General features: G+C 74.8%; 20 protein-coding genes. 6 read left to right on the forward strand and 14 right to left on the reverse strand.

The window, feature by feature from the left end:
- Positions 1-30: 30 nt before the first annotated feature.
- Positions 31-1,461, reverse strand: a complete 1,431-nt coding sequence (locus ABZS66_RS26100; RefSeq protein ID WP_354761933.1) for a PucR family transcriptional regulator ligand-binding domain-containing protein — start codon at positions 1,459-1,461, stop codon at positions 31-33.
- Between the two features lie 113 nt (positions 1,462-1,574).
- Between ABZS66_RS26100 and ABZS66_RS26105 the strand changes: the two genes are divergently transcribed.
- Complete coding sequence (locus tag ABZS66_RS26105) at positions 1,575-2,987, forward strand: aldehyde dehydrogenase family protein (RefSeq protein ID WP_354761966.1); 1,413 nt, start codon at positions 1,575-1,577, stop codon at positions 2,985-2,987.
- A 10-nt stretch (positions 2,988-2,997) separates the two neighbouring features.
- Here ABZS66_RS26105 and ABZS66_RS26110 read toward each other — a convergent pair whose 3' ends face one another.
- The 3 genes from ABZS66_RS26110 to ABZS66_RS26120 all read right to left on the reverse strand — a co-directional run bounded on the left by ABZS66_RS26110 (position 2,998) and on the right by ABZS66_RS26120 (position 4,962).
- Entirely contained in the window at positions 2,998-3,555 is a 558-nt protein-coding gene (locus tag ABZS66_RS26110) for an NAD(P)H-dependent oxidoreductase (RefSeq protein ID WP_354761935.1), read from the reverse strand.
- Between the two features lie 53 nt (positions 3,556-3,608).
- Entirely contained in the window at positions 3,609-4,199 is a 591-nt protein-coding gene (locus ABZS66_RS26115; protein WP_354761936.1) for a sensor domain-containing protein, read from the reverse strand.
- Between the two features lie 82 nt (positions 4,200-4,281).
- Complete coding sequence (locus ABZS66_RS26120; RefSeq protein WP_354761938.1) at positions 4,282-4,962, reverse strand: siderophore-interacting protein; 681 nt, start codon at positions 4,960-4,962, stop codon at positions 4,282-4,284.
- Between the two features lie 28 nt (positions 4,963-4,990).
- Here ABZS66_RS26120 and ABZS66_RS26125 point away from each other — a divergent pair, with 28 nt between their 5' ends.
- Complete coding sequence (locus tag ABZS66_RS26125; protein ID WP_354761940.1) at positions 4,991-5,377, forward strand: MerR family transcriptional regulator; 387 nt, start codon at positions 4,991-4,993, stop codon at positions 5,375-5,377.
- A 48-nt stretch (positions 5,378-5,425) separates the two neighbouring features.
- On the opposite strand, the gene ABZS66_RS26130 is transcribed toward ABZS66_RS26125, so the two are convergent.
- The 5 genes from ABZS66_RS26130 to ABZS66_RS26150 all read right to left on the reverse strand — a co-directional run bounded on the left by ABZS66_RS26130 (position 5,426) and on the right by ABZS66_RS26150 (position 12,461).
- Positions 5,426-6,508 carry a Vms1/Ankzf1 family peptidyl-tRNA hydrolase gene (locus ABZS66_RS26130; RefSeq protein WP_354761941.1) on the reverse strand — a complete coding sequence of 361 codons (1,083 nt, stop codon included), beginning with the start codon at positions 6,506-6,508 and terminating at the stop codon, positions 5,426-5,428.
- 176 nt (positions 6,509-6,684) lie between these two features.
- Positions 6,685-7,503: a carbohydrate ABC transporter permease gene (locus ABZS66_RS26135; protein ID WP_354761943.1), complete on the reverse strand. Its 819-nt coding sequence runs from the start codon at positions 7,501-7,503 to the stop codon at positions 6,685-6,687.
- Positions 7,500-8,423 (reverse strand): sugar ABC transporter permease, encoded by a 924-nt coding sequence (locus tag ABZS66_RS26140; RefSeq protein ID WP_354761944.1) that lies wholly within the window; start codon positions 8,421-8,423, stop codon positions 7,500-7,502. Before ABZS66_RS26140 ends, ABZS66_RS26135 begins: the two co-directional genes overlap by 4 nt.
- A 62-nt stretch (positions 8,424-8,485) precedes the next feature.
- Positions 8,486-9,799 carry an extracellular solute-binding protein gene (locus tag ABZS66_RS26145; RefSeq protein ID WP_354761945.1) on the reverse strand — a complete coding sequence of 438 codons (1,314 nt, stop codon included), beginning with the start codon at positions 9,797-9,799 and terminating at the stop codon, positions 8,486-8,488.
- 34 nt (positions 9,800-9,833) lie between these two features.
- On the reverse strand, positions 9,834-12,461 hold the full coding sequence (locus ABZS66_RS26150; RefSeq protein WP_354761946.1) for a glycoside hydrolase family 78 protein: 2,628 nt from the start codon (positions 12,459-12,461) through the stop codon (positions 9,834-9,836).
- A 246-nt stretch (positions 12,462-12,707) separates the two neighbouring features.
- Here ABZS66_RS26150 and ABZS66_RS26155 point away from each other — a divergent pair, with 246 nt between their 5' ends.
- The gene (locus ABZS66_RS26155; protein WP_354761948.1) at positions 12,708-13,748 is read left to right on the forward strand and encodes a LacI family DNA-binding transcriptional regulator; all 1,041 of its coding nucleotides are present in this window, start codon (positions 12,708-12,710) and stop codon (positions 13,746-13,748) included.
- 39 nt (positions 13,749-13,787) lie between these two features.
- On the opposite strand, the gene ABZS66_RS26160 is transcribed toward ABZS66_RS26155, so the two are convergent.
- A complete protein-coding gene (locus ABZS66_RS26160) occupies positions 13,788-14,522 on the reverse strand; it encodes a hypothetical protein (RefSeq protein WP_354761950.1) in 735 nt (244 codons plus the stop codon).
- A 162-nt stretch (positions 14,523-14,684) separates the two neighbouring features.
- On the opposite strand from ABZS66_RS26160, the gene ABZS66_RS26165 reads away from it, so the two are divergent.
- Both ABZS66_RS26165 and ABZS66_RS26170 read left to right on the forward strand, forming a co-directional pair.
- Positions 14,685-15,185: a SigE family RNA polymerase sigma factor gene (locus tag ABZS66_RS26165; protein WP_354761952.1), complete on the forward strand. Its 501-nt coding sequence runs from the start codon at positions 14,685-14,687 to the stop codon at positions 15,183-15,185.
- Positions 15,182-16,111, forward strand: a complete 930-nt coding sequence (locus ABZS66_RS26170; protein WP_354761954.1) for a hypothetical protein — start codon at positions 15,182-15,184, stop codon at positions 16,109-16,111. The genes ABZS66_RS26165 and ABZS66_RS26170 overlap by 4 nt, the downstream gene beginning before the upstream one ends.
- Here the strand turns inward: ABZS66_RS26170 and ABZS66_RS26175 are convergent.
- From ABZS66_RS26175 to ABZS66_RS26190, 4 genes are read right to left on the reverse strand one after another with little or no spacing between them, the layout of a single operon-like run.
- A complete protein-coding gene (locus ABZS66_RS26175) occupies positions 16,047-17,333 on the reverse strand; it encodes a hypothetical protein (RefSeq protein ID WP_354761956.1) in 1,287 nt (428 codons plus the stop codon). The two genes, ABZS66_RS26170 and ABZS66_RS26175, sit on opposite strands and share 65 nt — an antisense overlap.
- Entirely contained in the window at positions 17,323-17,832 is a 510-nt protein-coding gene (locus ABZS66_RS26180; protein ID WP_354761958.1) for a sigma-70 family RNA polymerase sigma factor, read from the reverse strand. Before ABZS66_RS26180 ends, ABZS66_RS26175 begins: the two co-directional genes overlap by 11 nt.
- Positions 17,833-17,878: 46 nt before the next feature.
- Positions 17,879-18,337 (reverse strand): hypothetical protein, encoded by a 459-nt coding sequence (locus ABZS66_RS26185; RefSeq protein WP_354761960.1) that lies wholly within the window; start codon positions 18,335-18,337, stop codon positions 17,879-17,881.
- Between the two features lie 49 nt (positions 18,338-18,386).
- Positions 18,387-20,798, reverse strand: coding sequence for a LuxR C-terminal-related transcriptional regulator (locus ABZS66_RS26190; RefSeq protein ID WP_354761962.1), 2,412 nt, complete (start codon positions 20,796-20,798; stop codon positions 18,387-18,389).
- A 97-nt stretch (positions 20,799-20,895) separates the two neighbouring features.
- Between ABZS66_RS26190 and ABZS66_RS26195 the strand changes: the two genes are divergently transcribed.
- Positions 20,896-21,841, forward strand: a 946-nt coding sequence (locus ABZS66_RS26195; protein ID WP_354761964.1) for an FAD-dependent monooxygenase, incomplete at its 3' end; no start/stop codon positions are given.

Raw genomic sequence — 21,841 nt, forward strand, 5'->3', positions numbered from 1 at the left:
TACCCCGTTTTTCCAGTGGCCAACCGGTGGTCAACCGGAGCCGGACCGCAGGCGCAGGGCCAGCCACAGCTCGGCGCGGACGTCGGCCGAGTCCAGGTCCCGGCCGGTGAGCTCGGCGACCCGGCGGATCCGGTTGCGCACCGTGTGCCGGTGCACGCCGAGCTCGGCCGCCGCCGGATCCCATTGCCCGTGGTGGCGCAGCCACACGGCAAGGGTCCCGGTCAAGGCGCCCAGCGGCGCCAGCAGCGCCTCGGCGTACGCCCGGCCGGCGTCGCCGGGCAGCAGCCCGAGCAGCCCACCGCCGGCCAGGTCGGCGAACCGCACGAGCTGGGTCCCGGCCCGCCGCGCGGCGTCGGCGGCGGCGAGCGCCTGCCGGTGACCGTCGGCGAGGCGCTCCAGCGGCACCGGCTCGGACACCCCGACCGCGAGGCCCGTCACCGGTTCGCGGGGGACGGCGCCGAGCACGACGATGTGGTCGTCGTGCTCGGCGAAGAAACCGTCGAGGAGCTCCAGCTGGGCCTCCCGCGCGGCGGCCGGCCCGGTCAGGACCGCGACCGGGCCGGGGGCGGGCGGCACCTCCCACACGGCGGCCGCCACGTCGGTGGCCAGGGCCGTGCTCCCGTCGAGCAGCAGCCGCAGCAGCCCGGTCCGCAGCCGCCGGTGCGCCCGGTCGAGCGCGGTGGACCGGGCCACGGCGAGGGTCAGCACCGACGCCGCGGCCCCGATGATCTGCTGTGCGGTGCGGTCGAACGGCTCGGGCCGCCCCACGACGAGCAGCCGGCGGTTCAGGACCTGGGCCACCACGTGCTCGCCGCCGGCCTCGAAGACCACGCTGGCGAGCCGACGGCGTTGCAGCCGGTCGAGAGCCGGCCCGATCGCAGCGGGAGCGGCGCCGGCGAGGGTGCGCGCGGCCGACGCGGGCGCGGCGTGCAGGACCGTGCCCGCGCGGTCCAGCAGGGCCGCCCAGCCGCCGACCAGCTGGGCCAGCCGGCGGACCACCCCCGCCGGGCCCTGGGCGCCGAGCGCGGCGCGGGTCAGCGCCTGCTGCGCCGAGCTCGTCGCGACGACCTCCGCGTAGGCGTCGGCGGCCTGCGCGGCCAGCACCGCCTTGCTGATCGCGATGAACGGGACCTCCCGCGGCACCTCCAGCACGGGCAGTCCGGCGGCCGAGGCCGCCGCGAGCAGGCCGGCCGGCGCGGCCGCGTGGCTGAGGCCGACCCCGAACCCGAGGCCGGCCACGCCCCGGCCGGCGAGCCGGCCCACGAACGCGTCGAGGTCCGACGCCGGCGACAGGCCGAGGCCGGTGGTGAGCAGCAGCTCGCCGCCGTCGAGGAACGGCGTCGGGTCGGCCAGCTCGCTCACGTGCACCCAGCTCACGGGCCGCTCCAGCGACGCGGCACCCGCCACGACGCGCAGCCGCAGCCGGCCGTCTGCCACCAGCTGCGCCAAGGTGAGTGGCACGGGGAGCCTCCTGGACAGTTCGGCGAGGTACGGCCGCCTGATTATCCAAATCGGCCATGCCGCGACGGAGCGGAACCCCTGATCCTGGCGCCGTGAGCACAACCAGAAGCCCGATGACGCCGTACTGGGTGGCCGGTCGCCCCTCCAGCAGCCCGGACCCGGTCGAGGTGCGCAGCCCCTACGACGACACGCCGACCGGGTGGACGAGCAACGCCACGGCGGCCGACATCGAGGAGGCCGTCGCCGCGGCGCGGGTCGTGACGGCCTTGCCGGCCCGGCCGGCCCACGCCCGGGCCGCCGCGCTGGACCACGTGTCGCGCCGGCTGGCCGAGCGGGCCGCCGAGGTCGCGGCGCTCATCACCGCCGAGTCCGGCAAGCCGGTGAAATGGGCGGCGGCCGAGGTGACCCGCGCGGTGTCGACGTTCCGCTGGGCCGCCGAGGAGGCCCGCCGCGACTCCGGCCACCTGCAACGGCTCGACACCGACCCCGCGTCGACCGGCCGCCTGGCGCTGGTCCGCCGGGCACCCCGCGGCCCGGTGCTCGGCATCACCCCGTTCAACTTCCCGCTCAACCTGGTCGCCCACAAGGTCGCGCCGGCCATCGCCGCCGGCTGCCCGATCATCGTCAAGCCCGCGCCCGCGACGCCCCTCACCGCCCTGCTGCTCGGCGAGCTGCTCGCCGAGACGGACCTGCCCGCGGGCTCCTGGTCGGTGCTGCCGATGCCAAACGCCGCCGTCGCCGACCTCGTCACCGACCCGCGGCTGCCGGTGGTGTCGTTCACCGGCTCCGTGCCGGTCGGCTGGTCGATCCGCGACCGGGTGCCCCGCAAGCACGTGACGCTCGAGCTCGGCGGCAACGCGGCCGCCATCGTCTGTCCTGACTGGACGGACCTGGAGCACGCCGCCCGGCGGATCGCGACGTTCGCGATGTACCAGGGCGGCCAGTCCTGCATCTCGGTGCAGCGCGTCTACGCCCACCGGGACGTCTACGCGGAGCTCGCCGAGCGGATCGTGGCCGAGGTGCGGGCCCTGCGCACGGGCGACCCCGCCGACCCGGCCACCGACGTCGGCCCGCTCATCAACGAGGCGGCCGCGATCCGGGTGCAGTCGTGGATCGAGGCGGCCGGCGCCACCGTGCTGACGGGCGGCGGCCGCAACGGCACGACGGTGGAGCCCACGGTCCTGGCGGGAGCGCCCGACGACAGTCGGGTGAACGCCGACGAGGTGTTCGGCCCGGTGCTCACGCTGGCCCCGGTCGACGACGTAGACGAGGCGTTCGCGCGGGTCAACGCGTCCCGCTTCGGCCTCCAGGCGGGCGTCTTCACGCACGACCTGCCCACGGCGTTCCGCGCCGCGGCGCGGCTCGACGTCGGCGGCGTCATCGTCGGGGACGTGCCGAGCTACCGGGCCGACCAGCTGCCGTACGGCGGGGTGAAGGACTCCGGGACCGGCCGCGAGGGGGTCCGCGCCGCGATGGACGACCTCACCGAGGTGCGGACCCTGGTCCTGACCGGCGTCCAGCTCTGACGCTCGGCCGTCAGCGCAGCTCGCGCAGCGCCCCCGTGAGGCGGACGAGCTCGTCGAGCATGGCCTTGCCGGCCGCCTCCGCCGACGCGGCCGGGACGAACTCGCCGTCGTCGGTGAGGTGCTGGCTGAAGTTCGGGACCGACACGGCCTCGCCGGCCGGGAACATCCGCAGCGAGGCGAGCACCGGCCGCAGCGCCGTCGCGGCCCGCAGCCCGGCGGACACCCCGCCGTAGGAGACGAGGCCGACCGGCTTGTGGGCCCACTCGCGGTGCAGGTGGTCGAGGGCGTTCTTCAGCGAGGCCGGGAACGAGTGGTTGTACTCCGGGGTCACGATCACGAACGCGTCGGCCCGCGACACGACCGCGCTCCAGTCGCGGGTGTGCTGGTGGACGTACTGGCCGAGCCGCGGGTGGTTCGGCTCGTCGAACAGCGGCAGCCCGACCTCGGCGAGGTCGACCAGCTCCACGTCGAAACCGCCGTGCTGCTCGGCCAGCTGCCGCATCCAACGGGCGACGGCGATGCCCTTGCGCCCCTCGCGGGTGCTGGCGGCGATGATCTGCAATAACACGACGGCCCCTCCGGCTCTTCGTTCGAACACGAACGACAGTAGCTCGACCCCGGTCACGCGCCGTCGTGCGGCCGGCCGAGCAGGGCGCGGGAGCACTCGGCCTCGAAGCGGGCCGCGGTGCGGGCGACGGCCGGCAGGGTGACCGCGAAGAACGCGGCGAGGACCAGGTAGAAGACCACCGCGGTCAGGTACCCGTCGCCGAGGCCGATCAGCTCGGGCAGCTCGTGGTCGTCCGGGCCGTCGGGCAGTGACCAGCCCCACAGCGACCAGGTCAGGCTGCCGAGCGCGGCGGCCCACCAGCCGACCACCACGGAGAACGAAATCGTGTTGGGGATCCAGCGCAGCAGGGCGTGGGCCAGGTCGGCCCAGGACCGCGGGTCGGTGAGCACCCGGCGGGCGCCGGTGCCGTACGCGGGCTGGGGCACCGGCGTGCCGAGCACGGCCGAGATCCGGTCCCGCTCGGCCACGGCGAAGGTCCGGGCCAGGCCCAGGGCGGCGAGCAGTAGCGGCACGCCGACCCAGAGCACGGCCAGCCCGGCGCCGAGGGAGAAGGTGGTGACGCAGAGCACCAGCGAGGCCAGGGCGACCGGGAAGCCGGTGAGGACGTAGCGGGTGTCGGCGGCGAGGCGCGGCAGGGTCGTCATGCCCACGACGCTATGGATCGAGACCCGCGAAACCGATCCGGTGAGCCGCCCAACCGCGGGTGGGGACAGCCCCACCCCGTCCTCAGTCCAGGCCGCGCTTCCCCGGGGCCCAGAACGGCTTGACCACGACCGACGTGCGGGGCCAGCCGCGCTCCGCCGTGAAGTGGCGGCGGATCGCCTGGCACGTGCGGGCCTCGCCGGCGACGTAGGCGGCGCCGGGCCCGGCCGGCAGGTCCAGGTCGCGCAGCGCCGCGAGGATGCCGTCGGTACCGGTGCGGTCGATCCACCGCAGGTCCTCCGCGCGGGGCAGCGGCATGCGGTCGTCCGGGTCGGCGACCTCGATGACCCCGTGCACCGGCGTGGTGGCGGGCAGCGCCCGCAGCATCGCGCCGAACGCCGGGCAGGCCGTCTCGTCGCCGACGAACACGTGGTACGACACCTGCTCCCGCAGCACCATGCGGCCCTGCGGCCGGGTGAACGCGACCGGCTGGCCGACGCCGACGTCCCGGGACCAGCGGGCGCCGGGGCCGCCGGCCGGCTGGTCGAAGACGCACAGGTCGAGGTGCTCGCCGTCGGCGTAGTCCCAGACGGAGTACGTGCGCAGGGTCATGCCCTCGACCCGGACCCGGACGTGCTGCCCCGGCGCCCAGCCCAGCCCCCGCAGCGCGTCGCCCGTGCAGCGGATCCGGCGCATGCGCGGCGTGACCGGCTCGGTGCCGGCGACCGTCGTGCGCACCAGGAAGTAGTCCATGAGGTTGCTCATGCGGCACAGCCTGCCGCTTCATGTACACATGAAGTCAAGCATCGGCGAGCTGGCCCGGCGGTTCGGGCTGGCCACGCACGTCCTGCGGCACTGGGAGAGCATGGGCCTGCTGACCCCGGCGCGCGACGAGACGGGCCGGCGCGTCTACGGCGAGGCCGACCTGGTGCGGGTCGCGCTGATCCTGATCGGCAAGGACGCCGGCTTCGAGCTGCGGGAGATGCGTGAGCTGCTGCGGTCGGGCAACCCGATGCAGCACCCGGACCTGCTCCGCCGCCACGTGGCCGACCTGGAGCAGCGCATCGCCGCCGCGACCGCCGCGAAGGAGCTCATCGAGGAGGCCCTGGCCTGCACCCTGCCGTTCGCCGAGTGCCCGCACGCCCAGGCGCACATCAACGCCCGCATTCCCGCCGGGTAGGAGCCGGGTCCGACGTCATCGCGGCGCCGGACTCGCTCTCCCGAGTGCTCAACCCGTAGTGACGGCGGAGTAGCGGAGCAGGGCGGCCACACCGCCCTCGGCCCGCACCTCGTCCGGCGCGGCGAGGACCAGGTCGGCGTCGGAGCAGACGACGGCCCGCACCAGCGCCGCGTCCGCGCGGGCCCGCTGCGGGTCGGCGACGCCCATGGCGTGCAGCTGGGCCGGGTCGAACGACAGCTGCGCCGGCTCGGGGCCGACCCACAGCCGCGCCGTGGACGACGGGTCGTCGACGAGCAGCACCGTACCGACCTGGCCGCGCTGGAGCGCCCGCACCACTGCCGGGAGGCCGCCCGCGTCGCTGCCGCGGTAGCGGTCGACGGCGGCCTGCGCGTTCGCCGCGGCCCGGGCGGCGATCGCCCGCACGGTGGCGTCGTCGAAGGTGGTGCCGGCCCCCGCGTCGGTCTGCACGACCCGCTCCTGCCAGTGCTCCGGCAGCTGCGCGACCAGCAGCGGGCGCGCCTGCGGATCGCCGGCCACGACGACCACCTCCGCACCGCAGGCCCGGGCGGCCTCCGCGACCGCCGCGGCCACGTCGCCGGCGTTGCGCTGCCATGTCACCTTGGCGGCGCGCTGGTACCGCGGCTGCGCCCACCCGCCGGGCTTGGTCCGGTGCAGCGGGAACACCTCGTGCCCCTCGACCGCCTCGCTGCGCACCAGCCGGTCGGCGTCGACCGCCTCGACCCGGCCGCCGGTGCGGTCGACCATCACCCGGACGTACGGGATCGACTCCCCCAGCTGGGCGAGCAGCGGCATGACGTGCGGCAGCGGGCCGAACGCGGCGATCTCGCGGCGGGGCGGGGCCGGCAGGTCCCGCACCAGCAGTGCCTCGCCGCCGTTGGCGAAGCCGGCCAGCCCGTACGGGCCGCCCTGCACGGGGTGGCCGAGCAGGGCGCGCTCCAGGGCGCCGGCGGTGGCCGCGTCGCAGCCGGCCGCCTCGAGCGCCGTCCGCGCGGCCCGCGAGCGCAGTTCGAGCGCGCCGGCGGCGTTCTCGGTGTTGCGGGACGCGTCGAGGTACACCGACGCCCAGGGACCGGAGCGCTCGTACAACGGGCGCAGGAATGCCACATGCATGCTGGACTCCTTTCGGCTCACCCGGCCAACTACCCGATCACGGGCGGGAAACGCATCCGTCCGGGAAGTCGGCGCCGTGTGTCGTTGCGCTACCAGCCGTCGCTGGACGGCGTGCGGGCCGCCCCCGAGCTGCAGCGCCTGCGACCACCTGATCGCGGGGACGCGCCGACCCGGGCTCAACCCTTGATCGCGCCCGACGTCATGCCGGCGACGATCTGGCGGTTGAAGAACAGGAACATCAGCAGCGGCGGGATCGTGATGAGCAGGACGTCCATGAAGAGCAGGTTGTACTGGGTGCTGTACTGGCTGGAGAAGTTGTAGAGGGTGAGCTGGACGGTGGCGTTCGTGTCGCCGGGCAGGAAGTACAGCGGGTACGTGAAGTCGTTGAACACCGCCACCGACTGCACCACGACGACGGTGATGGCGACCGGGCGCAGCAGCGGCAGCACCACCCGGAAGAACAGCCGCAGCGGGCCGGCGCCGTCGATGACGGCGGCCTCGTCCAGCTCGCGCGGGATGCCGGCGATGAAGGCCCGGAAGAGCAGGATCGCGAACGACAGCCCGAACGCGATCTCGATGAGGATCAGACCGGGCATGGTCTTGAACAGCCCGAGCTTCTGCAGCACCCAGATGGTCGGCACGACCGCGGGCGGGATGATCAGCCCGGACAGGACCAGGAAGTTCACCAGCGGCGTCCAGCGCGAGGCCCGCCGCTGCAGCACGAAGGCGACCATCGCGGCGAGCACGACCATGCCGGTGACGCTGGCGACGGTGAGGATCGTGCTGTTGATGAAGGCGATGATGAGCATGTAGTCGCGCGCCTGGACCACGTCGACGAAGTTCTGGACGGGCTGGAACGACGTGGGCCAGTCGAACGACGGCAGCGCCGACTGCTGCCGGTCCTTCATCGCGTTGATCGCGATGAACAGGAACGGCACGACGAACACCACGCCCGACACGAGGATCGCGGCGATCCCCATGAGGTGGCGCCTCACTGCTGGACCTCCCTGCGGTTGAGGAACCAGAAGAGCGGGACGATGACGGCGGTGACGACGACGAACAGCACGACGTTGCCCGCGGTGGACAGGCCGTAGAAGCCGGCCTGGTACTGCTTGTAGATGACCGACGCGATGACGTCGGACGTGAAGCCGGGGCCGCCGCGGGTCATCGCCCAGATGAGGTCGAACGAGCGCAGCCCGCCGATGAGCGACAGGATGACCACGGTGACCGTGGCCGGGCGGGCCAGGGGCAGCACGATGTGGCGGAACCGGCCGAACGCGCTCGCACCGTCGACGGAGGCGGCCTCGAAGTACTCCTGGGGGATCGAGACGATGCCGGCGATGTAGATGAGCGTGGCCAGGCCGACGCCCTTCCACACGTCGACCAGCGCCACCGACAGCAGCGCCCACTGCGGGTCGGTGAGCCAGCCGGGCCCGTCGACGCCGACCGTGCCCAGGACGGCGTTGATGAGCCCGTGCTCGGGGTTCATCAGGACCGTGAACGTGATGCCGACGCCGATGGTGCTCACGAGCACCGGGAAGAACACCACCGAGCGCAGGTACCCGCGGGCCGTGATCTGCGAGGTCAGCAGCACGGCGAGCAGCAGGCCGAGGACGACCTTGAGCCCGGAGGTGACGACCGCGTAGATCATGGTGTTGGTGAAGCCCTTGACGAGGGCTGGCTCGGCGAAGAACTGGCGGAAGTTCTCCAGGCCGATGAACTCGTGGTCGAACAGTGTCCACCGGGTGAGGCTGAAGTAGAACGACGCGAACGTCGGCACCAGGAACAGCGTGCCGTAGACGAGCGCCGCGGGCAGGTAGAACCAGTACGGATACGGGCTGGGCGATCGGCGGCGGCGCGCTGCGGCGACCTGTTCGCCGGTCGCGGTGCGGTGCTCGGGCACGGTGGTGGTCATGGCTGGGCCCTCCTCGACCCGGGCCCGTGGCCCCGTGCGGGGCCACGGGCGGGGACGGCGGACTACCAGCCGGGCAGGCCGAGTTGCTGGGCCTGCTTCTTGACGTCCTGGTCGTAGAGCGCCGCGCCGTCGGGCGCCTTGCGGATGCCGGAGCCGACCTCGACGGTGATCTGCTCCAGCGACGGGCCCTTCACCGGCGACAGGAACTCCAGCGCCGGGCTGTTGTTGCCGGAGTCGAAGTACGGCTGCATGTCCTTGATCGGCTCGGCCACGTCGGCCGGCAGCGCGCAGCCCTTGACGAGGAACGGCCCGAACGGCGTGGTGGCCTTCGCGACCGCGTCGCAGCCCTCCTTGCTCGCCACGAAGGCCAGGAACTTGCGGGCGCCGTCGAGCTTGGCGCCGCTGGTGGTCTTCGGAATGAAGATGCCGGCCGGCTCCCAGACGGTGAGGCCGTTCTTGCCGGCGTCGTCGCCGGGCAGGGCGAAGAACCCGACGTCCTTGACCTTGTCCGGCGACTGGCCGACGAGCGTGCCGACGGCGAACGTGAGCATCGGGTAGTGCACGCCGGTGCCGTCGGCGAGGTGCTTGATGCCGGCCTCCAGCTTGGTGGAGGCGAAGTCGGACGTCAGGTAGCCCGCGTCGTGCACCTCCTGGAGCTTCTGGAAGCTCTTGAGCGCCGCCGGGGTCGACGCGTACTTGGCCTTCCCCGCGGTGTACTGGGTCGCGAAGTCCGACTGCGCCGCCGACACGTTGTGGAAGTCGGCGAGCACGATCACCTGGGAGGTCCAGGTGTCCTGGTAGGTCTGGATCACCGGGGCGATCCCGGCCGCCTTGATCTTGGCGTTGTTGGCCATGAAGTCGGCCCACGTCTTGGGCACCTGCAGGCCGAGCTTCGCGTACACGGCCTTGTTGTAGAGCATGCCGCCACCGGTCGCGCCGCCGAACGGCACGCCGTAGAGCTTCCCGCCGGCCGACACCGTGGTCTTGAACGTGCCGTCCAGGTCGCCGACGTACGGCTGGTCGTCGATCGGGGCCAGGTTCTGCTCCGGCTTGAGGGCCTGGAACAGCGAGCCCGAGTTGTACATGAAGACGTCGGTCATGTCGCCGGTGGACAGCCGGGTCTTGACGATGTTGTCGCCCTCGGAGCCCTGCGGCCGGGTCTCCACCTTCACGGTCACGCCGGTGTTCCTGGCGTTATAGGCCTTGGCGAGGGCCTCGGCGGTCTTGAGGCTGGCGTCGGAGTTGTCGGCGAGGAACGTGATGGTGGTGCCGGAGCCGCTGTCGCTGGAGCCGAGGTCGCCGGCGCTGCAGGCGCTCAGCGCCAGCGCCCCGGCGGCGAATGCCGCGAGCGCGGCTCGTGACCGGATTCGTCTCATGATCGCTACCTCCGATGGGGGTGTGTGAGGGTACTCAACCGTTCGTGGGGGGCGCGAACGGGTGGACGACGGGGACAGGGGACGGATCGTCACCGGCGTCGCGGAACGGGCAGCTGAAGGCGTGGTGGCCGGAGCCGATCTCGGCCGGCGCGCCGGACGGCAGTTCGACCGTCGCCGTCACGCCGGGCGGCAGGGTGACGTCGACGTCGAGCCGGCCGTCCGCGCGTCGCCAGGCGACCGCGATCCGGCCGTACGGGCTGTCGTGCGTGGCGGCGGCGCGGGTCAGCCCGCCGCCGGGGCGGGGCCGCACCGTGACCCGGCGGTAGCCGGGCGCGGCCGGGGCCAGGCCGGCCACCCGGCGGTGCAGCCAGTCGGCGACGGCACCGAACGCGTAGTGGTTGAAGGAGGTCATGTCGCCGGGGTTCACCCGGCCGTCGGGCAGCAGGCTGTCCCAGCGCTCCCACATGGTCGTGGCGCCCATCGTGATCGGGTACAACCACGACGGGCACTCCCGCTGCAGCAGCAGGTGGTAGGCCGTGTCGTCGGCGCCGACGCTGCTCAGCGCGTCGCAGATGAGCGGCGTGCCGGCGAAGCCGGTGCTGACGTGGTAGCCGTCGACGCGCACCAGCTCGGCGAGCCGGTGCCCGGCCCGCTCCCGCTGCTCCTCCTTGGCGAGCAGCCCGGCGGTGAGGGCGAGCGCGTACGCGGTCTGCGCGTCGCTGGCCAGCCGGCCGCTCGGCGTCACGAACTCGTCGCTGAACGCCTCCGCGACGGCGGTGGCGTGGGCGGTGTACCGCGCGTGGTCGGCCTCCTCGCCGAGCAGCGCGGCGATCGCGGCCAGCCGGCGGGCGCTGTCGGCGTGGGCGGCGGTGGCGACGAGGTGCGGGTCGGTGCGGGCGGCCGCCGGCTGGTCGGCCGGCGCGGCCGGGTCGAGCCAGTCGCCGAACTGGAACCCGGTGTCCCACAGCCGGTGCTCGCCGGCGAGCGCCGCGACCTGGTCGACCCAGGCCTTCATGCTCGGGTACTGCGCCCGCAGGATCCCGGTGTCGCCGAAGCGCTCGTGCAGCACGTCGGGCCCCACGACCGCCACGTCGCCCCACACGGCGGCCGGCTGGGCCGGGCCGAGCAGTTCCAGCCACGGCACGTAGAACGGGACGGTGCCGATCTCCTGCTGCTCGGCGGCCAGGTCGGCCAGCCACGAGGTGAGCAGCCCGGCGCAGTCGTACAGGAAGCTCGCGGTCGGCGCGAAGACGGCCAGGTCGCCGGTCCAGCCGAGCCGCTCGTCGCGCTGCGGGCAGTCGGTGGGCACGTCGAGGAAGTTGCCGCGCAGGCTCCACACCACGTTGTCGTGCAGGCGGTTCAGCAGCGGGTCGTCGCACTCGAACCAGCCGGTGCGGGTCATGTCGGTGTGGCAGACCACGGCCTCGACGTCCTCGGCGGACGCCGTGCCGGTCACCTCGGCGTAGCGGAAACCGTGGACGGTGAACCGCGGCTCCCACGTCTCGGCGCCGCCGCCGCGCAGCACGTACTCGTCGCGGGCGGCCGCCTGCCGCAGCGGGCGCGTGTACAGCTCGCCGTCCTGCAGCACCTCGGCGTGGCGCAGGGTCACGGTCGCGCCCGCCGGCCCCTGGACGCGGATGCGGAGCCGGCCGGTGATGTTCTGGCCGAAGTCGAGGAGGGTCGCGCCCGACGGCGCGGTGCTGACGGCGACCGGGCGCAGGACCTCGGTGCGGCGCACCGGCGGGCCGTCGGGGGCGACCAGCCGCGCCGGGTCGAACGGCAGCGCCTCGACCGGGTTCCAGCCGGCGTCGTCGAAGCCGGGACTCGACCAGCCGGGCCGTTCGAGGCGGGCGTCGTAGCGCTCGCCGTCGTAGAGCCCGGTGGCGGTGATCGGCCCGGACGCCGACCGCCATCGGTCGTCCGTGCCGATCACGTGCGTGGAGCCGTCGGCGCAGCGCACCTCCAGCTGGGCGAGCAGGCCGGTGCGCTCGCCGTAGACGGCCCGGCGGCCGCCGCCGAACCCGAGCCGGCCCCGGTACCACCCGTCGGCGAGCCAGGCGCCGACGGCGTTGGCGCCTTCGGTGAGGTGGCCGGTGACGTCGTAGGTCTGGTAGCGCAGCCGGTGGTGGTAGGAGGTCCAGCCGGGCGCCAGGACGTGGTCGCCGACCGTCCGTCCGTTGAGCTCGATCTCGTACACGCCATAGGCGGTCACGTAGAGCCGGGCTTCGACAACGTCCGACGGCAGTTCGAATGCCCGGCGCAGCAGCACCGCCGGGCCGTCGGCGTCGAGCGGCTGCGGCGGCGGGCCCACCATCGCGGCGGTCCAGTCCCCGGTGTCCAGCAGGCCGGCCTCGACCGCGAGCTCCTCGCTCCACGGCGACGGCTCGTCCGCGCCGACACCCCAAATGCGCACGCGGACGAGCCGTCGCTCCCGGGACGCCAGCGCCGCGGCAGGCCATGGCACCAGTACCTGCTCGGCGGAGGCGACCCGGCCCGAGGTGGACTCGGCGCCGTCCGCGTCCCGCACGGCGATCTCGTAGGCCGACTGGACCCAGTCCGCGGCGGCCGTCTCGACCCGCCACGACAGCCGGGGCGTGCCGGTGCCGAGGCCGAGGGGCTCGCGGTGGTGGTCGGCCCGCAGGCCGGAGACGCGAAGCGACACGGGAACTCCCTGAAACGATTCAAAGGGACTGTCAACGCAACCGCGCGACCGAGGGGTGTCGTCGCACGGTGCCGGAGATGCTTGGGGGTGTTTCGTAGAGCGTTCTTCATTGTTATAACGGTCACAGACGTTGTCAAGACGCTCTATCTGCACGTCCGTGTAGACCAATGTCCACGAGGCCGGGCGCGATCAAGACCGGCTAGACTGCCCGAGCTGGTGTAGTCCGTTCTACGAAGGAGGCCGAGCATGGCCGCCGGACCGCCGCCCCGCCGGGCCACCATCACCGACGTCGCCAACCTGGCCCAGGTGTCGCCGGCGGCGGTGTCGAAGGTGCTGCGCAACGCCTACGGCGTGAGCCCGGCGATGCAGGAGCGCGTCCGCGCCGCGATGGCCGAGCTGGGCTACCGCCCGCACGCCGCGGCGCGCGGCATGCGCGGCCAGACGTACACGATCGGCGTGCTCATCCCCGACCTGCGCAACCCGTTCTTCCCCGAGCTCATCGAGGGCATCGGCGACCACCTCGAGGGCACCGACTACCAGACGGTGCTCGGCCCGGGCGGCAGCACGCCGGAGACGCAGTCGCGCACCACGGACGCGCTCGTCGACCGGCGCGTCGACGGCCTGGTCTTGATCGCCCCGGCGCTGCCGCGCACCCGCCTGGAGCAGATCGCGCGGACGGTGCCGGTGGTGGTGATCGGCCGGCACGGCAAGTCGACCGAGTACGACGGCGTCGTCGACGACGACCTCATGGGCGCCGGGCTGGTGGTGGACCACCTGGCCGACCTCGGCCACCGCCGGATCGCCCACATCGAGCACCGCGACACCACCCGCGGCATCCCGACCACGATGCCGCAGACGGTCCGCGCCGAGGGCTACCGCCAGGCGATGGAGCGCCGCGGCCTGACCGCCGGGATCGACATCGTCCCGAGCACGTACAGCGAGGCCGGCGGCTACAGCGCCGCGCTGGAGCTGCTGGCCCGCCCGGTCCGCCCGACGGCGATCTTCGCGGGCGCCGACGTCGCCGCCATCGGCGTCCTGAACGCGGTGTACGAGGCCGGCCTGCGCATCCCGGAGGACCTCTCGGTGGCGGGCTACGACAACACGACGGTGGCGGCGATGGGCCCGATCTCGCTGACGAGCGTCGACCAGGACGGCCACCTGATGGGCGGCAACGCGGCCCGCCTGCTCCTGGAGCGCATCGAACGCAAGCGCGACCGCTCGGTCCTGCTGTCCTTCTCCCCCACCCTGGTCCCCCGCCGCAGCACCGCCCCGCCACCGCACGCCTAGCGCGGCGCGGATGCCGGGGCGGCTTGCGGCGCGGGGCGGCTACCGGCCGCCGAGGAACCAGGCCCGCAGGCGGTCGAACGCGGTCTGCGTGAACCGGTCCACGACCGCGGGGTCGGCGGAGCCGCGCTCCCAGCCGTTCGCGAGGAGGACGAGCACCGCGGTGCCCACTCGGACGGCCGCCACCAGGCTGACGTCGTCGCCGCCCGTCGGGTTGCCCTCCGAGTCCCGGGCCGGGGAGCGCAGCTCGAACAGGATCGCGTCGTCGCCGCGCTCCGTCGCGGTGAGGAGGCGGATCCGGTACCGGACGCCCTCGCGGGTCTCGGCCGGGCAGGCCGACACCGCCGAGCGCAGCTGGCGCATGAACTGCTCGGCGCCGTCGCGCTGATAGGTCGTGATGGTCTCGTCGAACGTGCCGTCGGGCACGGGCACGAAGTCCTGCTTCGGCGGCTGCGCCGAGAAGATGACGTGCAACGTCCGGCGGGCCGCGACCAGCGCGTCGCTGCCGTACCTCGCCCCGCACAGCGGCGGCAGCATGCCGGCGGACGGCACCTCGTAGGGGGCGTCCGCGCGGTTGGTGTCGGGCTGCTGCAGGAACGCCCGGTCCGGGATCGCGTGTACCGCCACGGCGGTGCTGGACGGGGCGGCCGACGACGGCGGCGGCGAGGCAGCGGTCGGTGCGGCGGCCGACGGTGCCCGCCCCGGGGCCGGGTCACATCCGGCGAGGCCGCTCACCAGCACCCCGAACGTCACGGCTATCAGGACTCGTGTGTTCATCTGCCACCCCCGTTGAAGACGCGTCAGTACGAGTTACGCGCGACGCCGGTCGCGGGTTGCAGGGGTTGCTGCGGCGGATGGCACCGGCTGCTGCAACCCGGCGCCGGTGTCGGACGTAAGGCATGGTGACGGGTGAGGCAAGCGGAGCGGGGGCGGCGACGCATGCGGGACGCAGCGGATTTTGACGAGTTCTACCGGGCGACGTCCGGGCGGTTGCTGCGCTTCGGGTACGCGGTCTGTGGGGACCTCACCGAGGCGCAGGACCTCGTGCAGGAGGCCTATACGCGGGCCTGGTCGCACTGGCGGACCGTGGCCGGGCATCCGAATCCGGAGGGCTGGCTGCGGCTGGTGGTCGCCCGACTGGCCACCGATCGGCGGCGGCGGCTGCAGCGGTGGCAGGGTGTGCTGCTGCGGACCGGGCCGCCCGCCGTCGGTGAGCCGCCCGGGGAGGACACCGTGGTCCTGGTCGCGGCGCTGCGGCGGCTGCCGGTCGCGCATCGGCAGGCGCTCGCGCTGCACTACCTGTTCGATCTTCCGGTTGCGGACATCGCCAGCGAGATCGGGGTGGCCGTCGGGACGGTGAAGTCGTGGCTGTCGCGGGGGCGGGCGGGCCTCGCCGCGGTCCTGGGCGAGCCGGCGGTGGCGAAGGAGGGTGACCGATGAGCGACCTGCAGGATCTCTACGCGGCGCTGGCCCGTGAGGCCGACGGCACGCGCCTCGGCGGGCCCGACGTGCCGCGTCGCCGGGCCGACCGGCGGCGGCGGGTCCGGGCGGCCGTGGGTGTGGCGGCGGTGGCCGTGCTGGTCGCCGTGATCACCGTCGGCGGGCGGGTGGTGCTCGGGGCGGAGGGCCCCCCGCTTCCCCCGATCGTCAGCACGTCCCCGTCGCCGGCGCAGACGCCGTCCGAGACGCCGTCCGCGTCGGCCAAGCCGTCCGAGACGCCCTCCGGGACACCGTCGTCCGGACAGGCGCCATCCAACACGGTCGCGGCGATCCCCGACAGCGCGTTCCTCCAGCAGCCGGACACCAACCGGGCCGACGCCCCCTACGAGGTCGCTTCCGACCGCATGCTCCCCGAGCTGTGCGGGGCCAGGTACGCCGGCGACAAGATCATCCAGCGCCGGACCTTCCACGTCATCTACTCGAAGGAGCCGAACCGCCAGGACTTCGTGCCGGCGCCCGACGGGACGTTCGCCGAGACCGTCACGACCTACCGGGCGGACGGCGCCACGCGCTTCATGCAGCAGCTGCGCGGCGCCGTGTCCGGGTGCCCGGCCCAGACGCGGGAGGGCGTCCGGTACAAGAACCGGATGCTGACCGCCGGGCAGCACGGCGACGACGCGATCCTGTTCGAGGTCCGCTACCCCACCCTCGACTCGGACGGCAAGGCGACCGGTGGCGAGGAGGTGCGCCTGGTCAGCGCCGTGCGGGTCGGCACCGTGGTCCTGGTCCTGTACGAGCAGGGCTGGGAGCGCGGCTGGTCGGCCGACCGCACCGTCGTCGAGCGCTTCACCACCGTCGCCGTCAGCCGGCTGCGCGCCTGGCTCGACGCCGGCGCAGGATCAGCCAGCCCAGGCCCGTCGCGGTGAGCAGCACGGCGGCCGCGGTGAGCAGCCGCAGCCACACCGGCCACGGGCCGCGCCGCGGGTCGCCGGTCTCGGCGACCCGCAGGTCCGGCAGCAGCCCGGCGGCGACCTGCAGGTCGTACGTGGTGCTGCCGCCGGCGACGCGGGAGAGGGGTCGCGGGGTGCCGCTCAGGGGGACCGCCGACACGGTGCGCCCGACGATCGAACTGCCCTCGGTCAGCAGCAGCTCGTCCGTGGCGCGCCAGCCCAGCAGCGCGATCTCGCCGGACCGCTCGATCACCGGCGGTACCGATGAAGCCCCATCGACGGCAATGAACGTCAGCGTGCAGGGGATCTTCCCCACGCCGGCGTTGTCGACGAGTGCGACATATCGCCCGTCAGGGGACCAGGCGTTCGGGCCGGCGATCCGCGCGCCGAACGGGATCGATCCCACGGTCTCCGGCTCCCCGCCGCCGACATCGACGATCAGCAGTTCACTGCGCGTCTCCAGCTGCTGTTGTACCGCAATGCGCCGCCCGTCCGGCGCGAACGCCGCCTCGACCGCCCGCACCGGCAGCGTCGTGGACGTGCCGGAGCGCAGGTCGAGCAGCACCGCGTCGGCGCCGGTGTCGTACACGAGCCGCGCGCCGTCCGGCGACCAGGCCCGCGGCTGGATCACGCCCGTGGCCGGGGCCGCGAAGTGCCGGGTGTCCCCCGTGGCCAGGTCGACGACCGCGACGTCCCCGGCGTCGCCCAGGCTGCCGACGGCGACCGCCGCGCCGTCCGGGGACAGCAGCACCGGCGCGTCCTGCCAGGTGCCCAGCTCGACCGGGCCGCCGCGCCGCTCGGCCTCGTCGAGCCGCCGGTACGTGCGCCCGTCGGTGCCGACCACGACCGTCTGCAGCTGGTGCAGCACCCGCGGCCCGTTGCTGCCCTGCACGTACGTGGCCACGGCCGGCCCCGCCGGCGCGGCCGACACGGGCGCGGTGAGCAGCGAGAGGCCGGCGAACGTGCGCGGCAGCACCGGCGCGGCGGCGCGGGGCTGTCCGGGCTGGGCCAGCAGGCCGGGGCCGGCGACCGCGCCGAGCAGCACGGACAGCACGGCGACGGCGCTCGCCACGGGCCGCCAGCGGGCCGGCCGGGCGGCCCGGGCAATGAGCACCTCGGGGTCGGGCGGGACGATCGGCAGGGCGTCGGCGACCTCCCGGAGCGCCGCGCCGACGCGGGTGTGCGGGTCAGTCTGCATCGAGCTCCTCCTTGACCGCGGCCAGGCCGCGGTGCAGCAGCGACTTGACCGTCCCCGGCCGGCAGCCGAGCGCCGCGGCGATCTGCGCCTCGGACAGGTCCAGGTAGAACCGCAGGAACACGGCCGCCCGCTGGCGGGGGTTCAGGCGGCGCAGGGCCGCCCGGACGGCCTGCGCGTCGGCGCTGCCGCCGGCGTCGCCGGCGGCCCCGGTGATCCAGGCCGGGTCGGCGACCCCGGCGTGCCGGCGCTCCAGCCGGCGTCGCCGCACCCACGACGTGCACCGCGACACGACCGCGCGGCGCAGGTAGGGCACGGGCTCGCGGACCTGGGAGCCGCGGCGGTACCACTCGATGAACGCCTCCTGCACGACGTCCTCGGCAGCGGCCCGGCTCCCGGTCGTCACGTACGCGAGCCGCGCGAGCGGCACGTAGTGCGCGGCGTACACCGCCCGGAAGGCCTCGTGGTCGAGGCCGTCCGGCGCGGGCCGGTCAGTCAGCACGGTCACATGGTGCAGGGCGCACGGGTCACGCGTTCGGTTCCGGCGGTCAGCCGGCGAAATGTTCCCCGGCCGGGGCCGGGGTGAAGTCGTCCAGCGCCGCCCACAGCGCCGGGACGCTCACCAGGGCGGTGGCGGCCACCTCGTCCCGCTCGCGCAGCCAGGCCAGGTGGCGCAGCGCGTGGACGGCCACCGCGTCGACGGGCACCACCGCCGGGCTCGGCGCCGCCGGGTCGCCCGAGCTGGTGACGGTGCGTGACACCAACGGTACCGAATCGGGATCCGCGACGCCGTCCAGCACCGCGGCGTAGGTCAGCACCACGGCCCCCGCCTCGAAGCGCCACGACGTGGAGTGCAGGATGGTCAGCGGCGAGCCGGCCAGGTCGGCGGCCACCGCGTCCGGGTGCGTGTCCCGGGACAGCGGCGCGCAGGCCCGCCGGTAGTGCACCGCGGCGTCGCGCGCGCCGACGATGAGCACCTCGACCCGCACCGGAGCGTCTCGCCACACCAGTGCCACTGTGCAGTATCTGCCACTCAGTTGCAACAACCGGCCGGCCTCACGTCCGACGCGCTGTTCCGTCCGGATCAGCTCGTCCAGCAGTGCGTCCCTCAGCGAACGCGGCGGCGAACGCGTCCGCGCCGAGCGCTGCGGCCAGGCCGGCCCGCAGCCGCTCGTCCGGGGGCGCGAGCGGGTGGCGGCTCGCCGACTGGCGCTCGCGGTGCGCCGCGCCGAGCAGCACGGCGGCGTCGCGGGGCCGGTCGCGCGCGGCGAGGACCGCGGCGAGCGACTCCAGGGCCGAGACGAGCACGATCGACTGCCCGGCCACGGTCACCGCCTCGGCGCTGCCGCGCAGCAGCTCCTCCGCCGCGTCCAGGCGGCCGGCGGCGCGGGCCTCCTCGCCGAGTATGAACAGGGCCCGGCCGGTGCAGCGGCGGTCGCCGAGCCGGCGCAGGGCCGGCAGCAGCGACCGCATGAGCCCGGCGGCCCGGCCGGTGTCGCCGCGGACCCAGGCCAGCTGGGCGAAGCCGACCGCGGCGTGGGCGATGTCGGCCTCGCTGCCGGCCGCCTCGGCGAGCTCCCGGCTCTCGCTGAGCCAGCCGCGGACCTCCTCGTCGGCGACGCCGGCGTTCATCGCCCGCTGGGCCATCATGAACAGGGTGTTGGCGGCGAACACCTGGTCGCCGACCCGGCGGAACAGCGTCACGGCGTCGCGGCCCCACTGCAGCGCCTCGCTGAGCGCGCTGGAGATCGACACGAAGCCCTGCATGACGAGCGCGCGCTCCCAGTCGTGCCCGGCGCCGAAGCCGGCGAGCGCCTCGAGCAGTGCGGGCCGGCTCAGCTCGGGCCGCACCCAGGTGGCGCTCACGCCGAACGCGTGCGCGGCCCGGGCCCGGCTGACGTCGTCGAGGCCGGCCGCGAGCCGGCGGGCCCGCTCGGCCAGGCCGAACGCGGTCCGGGCGTCGGACGGGTGCAGCAGCGCGCTCGCGGCGGCGAGGCCGGCGACGACGGCCGGCGTGGCGGGCGGGTCACCCGCGGCGAGGACCCGCCGCACCCACTCGAAGGCCTCGCGCCGCTGCCCGGTGGCGTCCCAGAACCGCTCCAGCGCGCCGATCCCGCGCCACGCCGCCTCCAGGTCGCCGGCCTCGACGCAGTGGGCCAGCGCGGCCCGCAGGTTCGGCTGCTCCGCGGTGAGCCGGTCGAGCCACCGCCGCTGGCCGGCGCCGCGCACGTGCCCGGCGGCGTCCGTGGCGAATGCGACGTAGTGGGCGGCGTGGTCGCGGCGGGCGGCCGCGGCGGCGCCGCCGTCGGCCAGCCGCTCGGCCGCGTAGGCGCGGATGGTCTCCAGCAGCCGGTACCGGCGCTCGTCGGTGCCGGCGGTGGTGACGAGCGACTTGTCGACCAGGGTCGGCAGCAGCGACACGACGGCGCCGGAGTGCACGGCCCGCACGGCGGCGTAGTCGAAGTCGGCCGGGAACACGCCGAGCCGGTCGAACAGTGACCGCTCGTCGTCGTCGAGCAGCCGGTAGCTCCAGTCGATCGCGCCGCGCAGCGTGCGGTGCCGCGGTCCGGTGGTGCGGGCGCCCGCGGAGAGCAGGTCGAAGCGGTGCTCCAGGTGCTCGACGAGCTCCGCCGGGCCGAAGGTGCGGATCCGCGACGCGGCCAGCTCGATCGCGAGGGGCAGCCCGTCGACCCGCCGGCACAGCGCGGCGACGGCGGCCGCGTTGGCGTCGGTGAGCGCGAACCCGGGCGACGCGGCGGCGGCCCGCTCGACGAACAGCCGCACCGCGGCGCTGTCCCCGACGGCGGCACCGTCCTGCGGCACGTCGAGCGGCGGCACGGGGTACACCACCTCCCCCGGCACGCCGAGGGGCTCCCGGCTCGTCGCGAGCACCCCCAGCGGCCCGCCGCCGAGCAGCTCGGCGACGACGGCGGCGGCCTCGGCCACGACGTGCTCGCAGTTGTCCACCAGCAGCAGGCCGGTCGCGTCGGCGGCGAGCGACCAGCCGGGCTCGGGCACGACGCCGAGGGCCCGCGCGACGACGTCGCCGACCAGGTCTTCGGTCACCGGCGCGAGGTCGGCGAAGAAGACGCCGGGACCGGCGACGTGCAGCGCGAGGCGGGTCTTGCCCACGCCGCCGGGGCCGACGAGCGTCACGAGGCGGTGGGTACCGAGCCGTTCGCGCACCTCGGCCGCCTCCCGCTCGCGCCCGACGAGGCTGGTCAGCGGGGCCGGCGCCGCCGGGCGGCCCGGGACCGGCCGGCGCAGCAGGCGCTCGCCGGCCTCGACGAGCCCGGCCCGGTCGGCGAGGCCGAGCTTGCGCAGCAGGGCCGCGATGTGGCTCTCCACGGTGCGGATCGAGACGTGCAGCCGCTCGGCGATCTCGCGGTTGCGCAGCCGCTCGCCCACCGCCCGCAGGACCTCGGCCTCCCGCTCGGTGACGCCGGCCCGGGCCAGCTCGTCTGCCATGCACGCATTCTCCACGGCCGCACGGACGCGGCGTCAGTGCGAAGTTCCGTGCGGCGCACGGATGAGCCCGGGCGCCCGGACGGCGACGCTGATCCGTGTGAACACCCGCTCCGACGTCGTCATCGTGGGTGCCCGCGCCGCGGGCGCCGCGACCGCGCTGCTGCTGGCCCGGCTGGGCCACGACGTGGTCGTGCTCGACCGGGCCGTCTTCCCGGCCGACACGCTGTCGACCCACCAGATCGCCCGGACCGGCGTGGTGCAGCTGCACCGCTGGGGGCTGCTCGACGCGGTCCTCGGCAGCGGCGCCCCCGCGATCCGGCGGGTGTCGTTCACCGCCGCCGGCGAGACGGTCGCCCGCACCGTGAAGGACAAGGCCGGCGTGGACCTGCTCGTCGCGCCGCGCCGGCAGGTGCTCGACACCCTGCTCGCGGAGGCGGCCGCCCGGGCCGGTGCCCGGATCCGGTTCGGGGTGACCGCCACCGGGCTGCGCCGCGACGGCACCGGCCGGGTCGTCGCGGTCACCGGCCACGACCGGCGGGGCGACCCGGTGCGCTGCGACGGGCGGTTCGTCGTCGGCGCCGACGGCCTGCGCTCGATGGTGGCCCGCGAGGCCGGGGCCGCGGTTGTCGAGGAGCACGCGGCCGGCGGCGCCGTCCAGTACGCCTACTACGACGGCGTCGCGTGGGACGGCATCGAGCTCATCGTCGCCGACCGCGCGCTCACCGGCGTCTTCCCGACCCACGACGGCGCGGCCTGCGTGTGGATCTGCGGGCCGTCCGCCGACGCGCACCGGGCCCGGCGGGCCCGCCCGTCCCGGGCCGAGGCGTTCACCGCCTACCTGCGCCGTACCGCGCCCGAGCTGGCCCACCGGCTGGAGCGCGGGCGGCGGGTCTCGCCCGTCACCGGCATGCTGCGCACCCCGAACGTGGGGCGCGCGGCGCCCGGCCCCCGCGGGGCGCGGGGGGGTCGGAAGAGCCCACCTCTGAACACCAGTCACACGCGGAGAGAGCTCGTGTGCGGTCGTGTGGTTGGTATATGTTGGG

It is taken from the genome of Dactylosporangium sp. NPDC005572 (assembly GCF_040605515.1).
GTDB lineage: Bacteria > Actinomycetota > Actinomycetes > Mycobacteriales > Micromonosporaceae > Dactylosporangium.

Coding starts and splice junctions, on each gene's coding strand:
- ABZS66_RS26155 (WP_354761948.1), top strand. CDS start 12,708: ATGGCCGCCGGACCGCCGCCCCGCCGGGCCACCATCACCGACGTCGCC.
- ABZS66_RS26160 (WP_354761950.1), bottom strand. CDS start 14,522: ATGAACACACGAGTCCTGATAGCCGTGACGTTCGGGGTGCTGGTGAGC.
- ABZS66_RS26190 (WP_354761962.1), bottom strand. CDS start 20,798: ATGGCAGACGAGCTGGCCCGGGCCGGCGTCACCGAGCGGGAGGCCGAG.
- ABZS66_RS26115 (WP_354761936.1), bottom strand. CDS start 4,199: ATGACGACCCTGCCGCGCCTCGCCGCCGACACCCGCTACGTCCTCACC.
- ABZS66_RS26140 (WP_354761944.1), bottom strand. CDS start 8,423: ATGACCACCACCGTGCCCGAGCACCGCACCGCGACCGGCGAACAGGTC.
- ABZS66_RS26130 (WP_354761941.1), bottom strand. CDS start 6,508: ATGCATGTGGCATTCCTGCGCCCGTTGTACGAGCGCTCCGGTCCCTGG.
- ABZS66_RS26105 (WP_354761966.1), top strand. CDS start 1,575: ATGACGCCGTACTGGGTGGCCGGTCGCCCCTCCAGCAGCCCGGACCCG.
- ABZS66_RS26145 (WP_354761945.1), bottom strand. CDS start 9,799: ATGAGACGAATCCGGTCACGAGCCGCGCTCGCGGCATTCGCCGCCGGG.
- ABZS66_RS26170 (WP_354761954.1), top strand. CDS start 15,182: ATGAGCGACCTGCAGGATCTCTACGCGGCGCTGGCCCGTGAGGCCGAC.
- ABZS66_RS26165 (WP_354761952.1), top strand. CDS start 14,685: ATGCGGGACGCAGCGGATTTTGACGAGTTCTACCGGGCGACGTCCGGG.
- ABZS66_RS26175 (WP_354761956.1), bottom strand. CDS start 17,333: ATGCAGACTGACCCGCACACCCGCGTCGGCGCGGCGCTCCGGGAGGTC.
- ABZS66_RS26125 (WP_354761940.1), top strand. CDS start 4,991: ATGAAGTCAAGCATCGGCGAGCTGGCCCGGCGGTTCGGGCTGGCCACG.
- ABZS66_RS26120 (WP_354761938.1), bottom strand. CDS start 4,962: ATGAGCAACCTCATGGACTACTTCCTGGTGCGCACGACGGTCGCCGGC.